Source organism: Desulfofundulus sp. (genome assembly GCF_049701015.1).
Taxonomy (GTDB): domain Bacteria; phylum Bacillota; class Desulfotomaculia; order Desulfotomaculales; family Desulfovirgulaceae; genus Desulfofundulus.
Genome location: NZ_JBNATZ010000098.1, coordinates 1 through 8,615, shown reverse-complemented (window position 1 = coordinate 8,615; position 8,615 = coordinate 1). Strand labels below are relative to the sequence as shown.

Annotated in this window: 5 protein-coding genes; all 5 read right to left on the bottom strand. The window is 62.0% G+C overall.

All coding sequences use genetic code 11. The features are described 5' to 3' along the window. Positions 1-832 (bottom strand): ROK family protein (locus ACPLUI_RS07655; RefSeq protein WP_424659677.1); only part of this gene is annotated, 832 nt, incomplete at its 3' end. 14 nt (positions 833-846) lie between these two features. After that, entirely contained in the window at positions 847-1,656 is an 810-nt protein-coding gene (locus ACPLUI_RS07650) for a Cof-type HAD-IIB family hydrolase (protein WP_424659676.1), read from the bottom strand. Positions 1,657-1,757: 101 nt separating this feature from the next. Further along, on the bottom strand, positions 1,758-3,617 hold the full coding sequence (gene uvrC / locus ACPLUI_RS07645; protein WP_424659675.1) for an excinuclease ABC subunit UvrC: 1,860 nt from the start codon (positions 3,615-3,617) through the stop codon (positions 1,758-1,760). Between the two features lie 14 nt (positions 3,618-3,631). Beyond that, the gene (uvrA, locus tag ACPLUI_RS07640; RefSeq protein ID WP_424659674.1) at positions 3,632-6,526 is read right to left on the bottom strand and encodes an excinuclease ABC subunit UvrA; all 2,895 of its coding nucleotides are present in this window, start codon (positions 6,524-6,526) and stop codon (positions 3,632-3,634) included. Positions 6,527-6,548: 22 nt separating this feature from the next. Next, entirely contained in the window at positions 6,549-8,615 is a 2,067-nt protein-coding gene (gene uvrB, locus ACPLUI_RS07635) for an excinuclease ABC subunit UvrB (RefSeq protein WP_424659673.1), read from the bottom strand.

Sequence of the window (8,615 nt, the reverse complement as noted above, 5' to 3'; positions counted from 1 at the left end):
TGGCCCGCCACAAAAGGGGACCCGCCTGCATGGCCCCGCCCCCAAGCACCACCAGGGCCGGGTTCAAAAGGTTGATGACGCTGGCCACCCCGATACCCAGGGCCCGCCCGGCGTTCTCGATTACCTGCCGGGCCTCAACGTCACCGGCCGCGGCCGCCCGGGCCACCGCCAGTGCGGTGATGGCGTTCATATCCCCTCCCGCCGCTTCCAGGATGGCCCGGCCCGCACCGGACTCCACCAGCCGGCGCGCCTCCCGGGCCATGGCCGTACCGGAAGCCATGGCCTCCAGGCAGCCGTAATTCCCGCAGCCACACCGGGGCCCGTCCGGGTCTATGGTCATGTGGCCGATTTCACCAGCCCCGTAACCGGCACCATGGTAGAGGCGTCCCCGCAGGACCAGGCCTCCCCCGATCCCCGTACTGACAGTGATATAGACCATCTCCTCCTCGCCACGCCCGGCCCCGTAAACATACTCCCCCAGAGCAGCCAGGTTGGCATCGTTATCCACCGCTACAGGAATACCAAGCCGCTCCTCCAGGATTTCCTTCAGGGGGACATCCTGCCAGCCCAAATTCGGTGCCTGGTAGACCACCCCGGTGTCGGCGTTCAAGGGGCCGGGAGCGCCGATACCGAGGGCAAGGGGTGGCCCCTCTTCCCCGGCCAGTTTCAATACCTGGCCCACCGTATCGACAATCCGCCCGATTACCGCCCCGGCCCCCTCCCGGGGCCGGGTGGGAACCACAACCTCCGACAGCACGCGGCCACCCCGGTCAGCCAGTGCGGTATAGATTTTCGTACCACCCAGATCGACAGCGACAACCAATCCCCTCATCCCACCCCTCCTCTTCAGGCCGAACCCAGGATAAATTTCTCCACCACACGGGCCACACCGCCATCTTCATTGGAAGCCGTCACGTAATCGGCCCGGGCCTTCACCTGGGGCCGCGCATTGGCCACCGCCACCCCCAGACCGGCCCACTCAATCATTTCCAGGTCGTTGTAGCTGTCGCCAACGGCAATGACCTCCTCGCGCTTGAAGCCGTAGGCGGCGGCCACCGCCGCCAGGGCGTCCCCCTTGGTGGCCCGGGGGTGGGAAAACTCCAGAAAGTAAGGTTTGGATTTGGTGATATGGAGGTCATCCCCGTACAGGGGCCTTAACTGCAGGGCCAGTTCGTCCAGTTCCTCTTCCCGGGCAATCACCAGTACCTTGGTGGGGTCCTGCCCCGCTTCTTTTAAAAAAGGAACGAGAGGCCCCACTGCCGTGGCCTCGACCCCGGAAATCGACTGGTAAAGTTTGCTTTCTTCAGTGTGCCGCTCAACGTAAAGGTGATCGTCCAGGTAGATATTGATGTGATAACCGCGTGTCCGGACCCGGGAAATGATGTCCAGGGCAAAGGCAAGAGGGACCGGCCGGTGGGCGACCACCTCCTGCGTCACGGCGTGTTTGACCAGAGCGCCCTGGTAAGTGATCAGCGGGGCATCTATCTCGAGTGCCCGCGCATAAGGCAGGGTAGCCCGGTACATGCGCCCCGTGGCCAGGGTGACCACCACCCCGGCACGCCTGGCCAGGGCCAGTGCCCGGCGGTTTTTTTCGCTAATCTGCAGGTCTTTACCCAGCAGCGTATCGTCAAGATCAACAGCAAGCAAGCGGTACAAGGTCCATTCCTCCGCAATGGCATTAATAACCTTATCTTGAAACAACCATCCTTTTAAGACATCCCTGGATATTATACCATGGTTTGCTCGAAAAACCAGTCCTAGCCATGAAAGAAACGGTAGACAGCCAGGGCGGCCGCCCGGTTCATGCCCGGCACGGCTGCCAGTTCCTCCACCGTAGCCCGGGCTATGTCCTCCAGGGAGGGGAAGGCCTTCAACAGGGCCCGGCGGCGTACGGGACCGATGCCTTCGATCTCGTCCAGCAGGGACTTGAGGTTGCGCCGGGTGCGCAGCTGCCGGTGATAGGTCACGGCAAAACGGTGGGCTTCATCCCGCAGGTGCTGCAGCAGGTGCAGGGCCCGCGAGTCACGGGGCAGTCGTATGGGTTCGGAACGGTCTTCGGCAAAGAGCAGTTCTTCCTCCTTGGCCAGGCCGAAAGCCGGGATGTGAGCATAGCCCAGCTCCTTCATGACTTCCCGTACCGCCGACAGCTGCCCCCTCCCCCCGTCTACAATTACCAGGTCCGGCAGGCGGAAAAACCTGGCCTGCCTGGTGGACAACCGGCCGGTCCGGACCAGCTCCCGCTCTTCTTCAGCACGGGTAAAGCGGCGGGTGAGCACTTCCTTCAGGGAAGCGAAGTCGTTCGGACCCGTCACAGTGCGGATTTTAAACCGCCGGTACTGGTCGGGTGCAGGACGGCCGTCTTCAAAAACCACCATGGAGGCAACGCTTTCCTGACCCTGGGTGTTGGATACGTCAAAACATTCTATACGGTACGGTATGTCCTCCAGGGCCAGTGCCCGGGCCAGTTCCGCGCAAGCATCCCTGCCCTGCCCCCGGGATTTGTGTTCCTGTTCGACTTCCTGCAGGGCCAGAAGGGCGTTCCTGGCCGCCAGCTCCACCAGTTGTTTCTTTTCCCCCCGGCGGGGCACCACAAGGCGCACCCTCCCCCCTCTCAGGCCGGAAAGCCATTCTTCTATGGCCGGTTGCTCCTGGGGGTCTATTTCTGGAAGGAGAATTTCGCCGGGGATAAAATCTACACGGCTATAATACTGCTTGACGAAGGCGGTTATTACTTCCGCCGGGGTGTTGTCCTCGCCGGGCACCAGGAACTGGTCCCGCCCTATGAGCCTGCCGCCCCGCACAAAAAAAACCATGACCAGGGACAGGTCTTGATCCCGGGCCAGGGCCACCACGTCCCGGTCCTCCTTGCTGGCTGACAGAACCTTCTGATTCTCCAGCACCTGTCGCACGGCCTGCAGCTGGTCCCGGAGGCGGGCCGCCCGTTCGAATTCCAGCTTTTCCGCCGCCTCGTTCATGCGCCTGGTGAGCTCCCTGACAAGGTCGTCCTGTCGGCCCTCCAGGAACAGGCAGATTTCCCGGATCATGGCCCGGTATTCTTCCCTGCCCACCTGCCCCGAACAGGGGGCCAGGCAGCGCCCGATGTGAAAGTTGAGGCAGGGACGGTGTCCGGCCGGCAGTACACCTTCGGCCAGCTTCTGCTTGCAGGTGCGGAAGGGGAAGAGCCGGCGCAGGAGGTCCAGGGTTTCGCGCACCGCCCCGGCTGAAGTGTAGGGTCCGAAATAGCGGGAACCGTCCCTGACGACCCGGCGTGTGATGTGCACCCGGGGGAAATCCTCCCCGAGAGTTACTTTCAGGTAAGGATAACTTTTATCGTCTTTAAGGTAGATGTTGTAGCGGGGACGGTGTTCCTTGATCAGATTCGATTCCAGGATCAGGGCCTCGACTTCGTTATCCGTCACAATATACTCAAAATCCGCCGCCCGGTTCATCAACGCCCGGACCTTTGGACTGAGCCGGGCACCGGGCTGGTAGTAGGAACGCACCCGGTTTTTCAGGGAAACGGCCTTCCCCACATAAATAATTTCCCCGGCCGTATCGCGGAAGAGATACACGCCGGGTTTATCCGGGAGGTGCTGCAGTTTTTCTTCGGGGGTCATCTCACTTCCCTCCCTCAACCTCCAGCCGCCCGCAGGTCATCGACTGCGGCATCCTGCCGGTCCTGTTCGACGGCCGTGAAACATTCGGTCCTGGGCGAACCGGCCAGGACACGGGCGAGGAAACGGCCTGTGTAAGACCCGGCTACCCGGGCCACTTCTTCCGGCGTTCCGCAGGCCACCACCCGCCCGCCCCCGTCACCGCCTTCGGGACCCAGGTCGATGATATAGTCGGCTGTCTTGATCACGTCCAGGTTGTGCTCGATGACCACAACCGTGTCCCCGGCCTCCACCAGGCGGTGCAGCACGTTGAGCAGGCGGTGCACATCGGCCATGTGCAGGCCGGTGGTGGGCTCATCCAGGATGTACAGGGTGCGGCCGTTGGAGCGCCGGGAAAGCTCGGTGGCCAGCTTCACCCGCTGGGCCTCACCCCCGGAAAGTTCGGGCGCCGGCTGCCCCAGACGGATGTAGCCCAGGCCCACGTCCTGCAGGGTTTTCAGCCGCCGGTGAATTTTAGGGATGTGCCGGAAGAACTCCACCGCCTGGTCCACCGTCATATCCAGCACGTCGGCAATGTTCCTGCCCTTATACTTTACTTCCAGGGTTTCCCGGTTGTAGCGCCGGCCCTTGCAGACCTCGCAGGGCACGTAGACATCGGGTAAAAAGTGCATCTCAATCTTGATAATGCCGTCCCCGGCGCAGGCCTCGCAGCGCCCCCCCTTGACGTTGAAGCTGAAGCGACCCGGCTTATAGCCCCGCACCCGGGCTTCGGGCAGGCTGGCAAAGAGGTCCCGGATGTCGTTGAACACCCCGGTATAGGTGGCCGGGTTGGACCGGGGCGTACGGCCGATGGGAGATTGGTCCACGTTGATCACCTTGTCCAGGTGCTCGACGCCCCTGATCTCCCGGCAGGCCCCCGGCTGGGTGCGGCTGCCGTGGAGTTCCCGGACCAGGTACCTGTACAGGATCTCATTGACCAGGGTGCTCTTACCGGAACCGGAGACTCCGGTCACGCAGACGAATACCCCCAGCGGGATGGTTACATCTATTTGCTTGAGATTGTGTTCCGCCGCCCCGATCACCTCAAGCACCTTGCCGTTCGACTTCCGGCGCACGGCGGGGACGGGAATGAAGCGGCGGCCGCTTAGGTACTGGCCGGTTACCGATTCCGGGCTGTTCAGAATGTCCTGCAGGGTGCCCTGGGCCACCACCCTGCCTCCGTGTTCCCCGGCGCCCGGACCGATGTCGATGATGTGGTCTGCCGTACGGATGGTATCTTCGTCGTGCTCCACCACGATCACCGTATTGCCCAGGTCCCGCAGGTGCAGCAGGGTGTCCAGGAGCTTCTGGTTGTCCCGCTGGTGCAGGCCGATGCTGGGCTCGTCCAGGATGTAAAGAACCCCGGTCAGCCCGCTGCCGATCTGGGTGGCCAGGCGGATGCGCTGCGCTTCCCCGCCTGACAGGGTCCCCGCCGCCCGGTCCAGGGTGAGGTAATCCAGGCCGACGTTGACCAGGAAACCAAGGCGGGCATTGATTTCTTTGAGCACCTGGCGGGCAATGAGCCGCTCTCTTTCCGTCAGTTCAAGGCGCTGGAAAAACTCACGGGCCTGCTTCACGGACATGCGGGTGACTTCCACAATGGAGAGCCCCCCCAGTTTCACCGCCAGTGCTTCGGGCCGCAGACGTGCCCCGCCGCAGGCCGGGCAGGGGCGGTCGCTCATGTACCGCTCGATTTCTTCCCTGATGTAAGGGGAACTGGTCTCCCGGTAACGCCGGGCAAGGTTGTTGATCACACCTTCAAAGGTAGCCGTGTACTGGTGCCGCCGGCCGTATGTATCCCGGTAATTAACCAGGATTTTCTCCGTGCCGGTGCCGTAAAGGATTTTGTCCAGCTGCTCCGCGGTCAGCTCGGCTACCGGCGTGGAAAGGGAAAAGCCGTACTTTTCCGCCAGGGCTTCCAGGCACGCGTATGCATTGGTGCCCTTGAACCAGCCCTCTATGGCTCCCCCGGCAATGGACTTACGCTTGTCGGGAATGACCAGGTCGGGGTCTATCTCGCGCTTCACCCCCAGGCCCGTGCACACCGGGCAGGCCCCGTACGGGCTGTTGAAGGAAAAAAGCCGGGGGGCTATCTCCGGGAGGCTGATGCCGCATTCGGGGCAGGCGAAATTCTCGTTGAAGAGCACCTCGGGGCCGTCCATTACGGCAGCCAGGGCCACGCCCCCGGCCATGCCCAGCGCCGTTTCCAGGGAGTCGGCCAGACGGCGGGCCACGCCGGGGCGGATGATCACCCGGTCCACCACTACTTCTACAGTATGCTTTTTATTCTTATCCAGCTTGATCCCCTCAGCCAGGTCCCTGACCTCGCCGTCAACCCGCACCCGGGAAAAGCCGCTCCTGCGGATTTCCTCCAGCACCTTCTGGTGCTCGCCCTTCTTCCCCCGCACGACCGGGGCCAGGATCTGCAAACGGGTGCCTTCCGGCAGGGCCGTAAGCTGGTCCACCATCTGGTCCACCGTCTGCCGGGAAATGGGCTTGCCGCAGGACGGGCAGTGGGCCCGGCCCACCCGGGCAAAGATAAGGCGAAGGTAATCGTATATTTCCGTAACCGTCCCCACAGTGGAACGGGGGTTGTGGCTGGTAGTTTTCTGGTCGATGGAAATGGCCGGGGAAAGACCCTCGATATAGTCCACGTCCGGCTTGTCCATCTGGCCAAGGAACTGGCGGGCATAGGCCGACAGGGACTCCACGTAGCGGCGCTGGCCTTCGGCATAGATGGTGTCGAAGGCCAGCGAAGACTTCCCGGAACCTGAAAGGCCGGTGAATACCACCAGCTTTCCCCGGGGAATCTCCACGTCAATATTTTTTAAATTGTGTACCCGCGCTCCCTTAACGACAATTTTATCCAGCATGGCGCTTCCTCCATATGCCCTTCTACTCCCCCACAACTTCCCCCACGGGCACCAGGCTCCTGTCCAGACCCTGCAGTTCCAGCCGCAATTCGATGATCGCATCCCGCAGCTCCGCGGCCTTCTCGAACTCCAGGTGGCGGGCGGCTTCCCGCATTTCCTTCTCCAGCCGGGCGATCATCTGCTTCAGCTCTTTTCTGGTCCGCTTCTTCGGCCGCGTTTTATCCCCCGCCTGGTACACAGCCTTCGGCTCCGCCGCCCGGGTGGCCTCAATCACATCCCGCACTCCCTTGACCACCGTCCGGGGAACGATGCCGTGTTTTTCGTTGTACTCCATCTGGATGCGACGCCGGCGTTCCGTTTCCCTGATCGCCCGTTCCATTGATTCGGTCATGCGGTCGGCATAAAGGATCACCTTGCCCTCTGCATTGCGGGCGGCCCTCCCGATGGTCTGGATCAGGGAGCGTTCCGAGCGCAGGTAACCTTCCTTGTCGGCATCCAGGATGGCCACCAGGCTGACCTCGGGCAGGTCCAGGCCCTCCCGCAACAGGTTGATCCCGACCAGCACGTCAAAAACCCCCAGGCGCAGGTCCCTGATAATTTCCATGCGCTCGATGGCATTGATCTCGGAGTGCATGTAACGCACCTTGATGCCAAGCTCCCGCAGATAGTCGGTGAGGTCCTCGGCCATTTTCTTGGTCAGGGTGGTCACCAGCACACGGTGGTTCCTGGCCACCCGCTGCCGGATCTCCGACACCAGATCGTCAATCTGGCCCCGGGTGGGCCGCACCGAAAGCTCGGGGTCCACCAGCCCCGTGGGCCTGATGATCTGCTCCACCACCTGGCTGCTGTGCTCCAGCTCATAGGGGCCGGGCGTGGCCGAGACGAAGATGACCTGGTTGATCTTCCGTTCGAATTCTTCAAACTTGAGAGGCCTGTTGTCAAAAGCCGAGGGCAGGCGGAAGCCGTATTCCACCAGGGCTGCCTTGCGGGAGCGGTCGCCCTCGTACATCCCCCGTACCTGGGGCACCGCCACGTGAGATTCATCGATGAAGAGCAGGAAGTCTTCCGGGAAGTAGTCCAGCAGTGTATAAGGCGGCTCCCCGGGAGCCCGGCCCGTCAGGTGACGGGCATAGTTCTCAATGCCCTTGCAGTAACCCATTTCCCGCATCATCTCGATGTCGTACCGGGTCCGCTGCTCCAGGCGCTGGGCCTCGAGCAATTTGCCCTGCTTTCTCAATTCGGCCAGCCTTTCTTCCAGTTCAGCCTCAATCGCCGCTATGGCCCTTTCCATGCGGGGCCGGGAAACGGTGTAGTGGCTGGCCGGGAAGATGGAGACGTGCTGGCGCTCCCCGATGACCTCCCCGGTGAGCACGTCGAATTCCAGCAGCCGTTCGATTTCATCCCCGAAGAAATCGATACGGATGGCCCTTTCGGTATAGGATGCAGGGAAGACCTCCACCACATCACCCAGCACCCGGAACTTTCCCCGGGTGAAGTTCACGTCGTTACGCTCGTACTGGATATCCACCAGCTTGCGCAGCACCGCATCCCGGTCACAGGTACTTCCCTTGCGCAAGGAGAGCACCAGGTTGCGGTACTCCGCGGGGTCACCCAGGCCGTAAATGCAGGACACGCTGGCCACGATGATCACGTCCCTGCGCTCAAAAAGAGCACAGGTGGCCGAGTGGCGCAGCTTATCTATTTCATCGTTGATGGACGAATCCTTTTCGATATAGGTGTCCGTCTGAGGTATATAGGCTTCGGGCTGGTAATAATCGTAATAGCTGATAAAGTATTCGACCGCGTTCTCGGGGAAAAACTCGCGGAACTCGCTGCAGAGCTGGGCGGCCAGGGTCTTGTTGGGGGCCAGCACCAGTGTGGGGCGCTGCACCGCCTGGATTACCTGGGCCATGGTATAAGTCTTCCCGGAACCGGTGACACCCAGCAGGGTCTGCATGGGGTAGCCTTTTTGCAGCCCTTCCACCAGCCGGGCAATAGCCACGGGCTGGTCGCCCCGGGGCTCGAAATCCGATTTAAGCTTAAAAGGACGTTCCTGGTAAGGCACCGTCACCACCCCACTTCTTTTGAT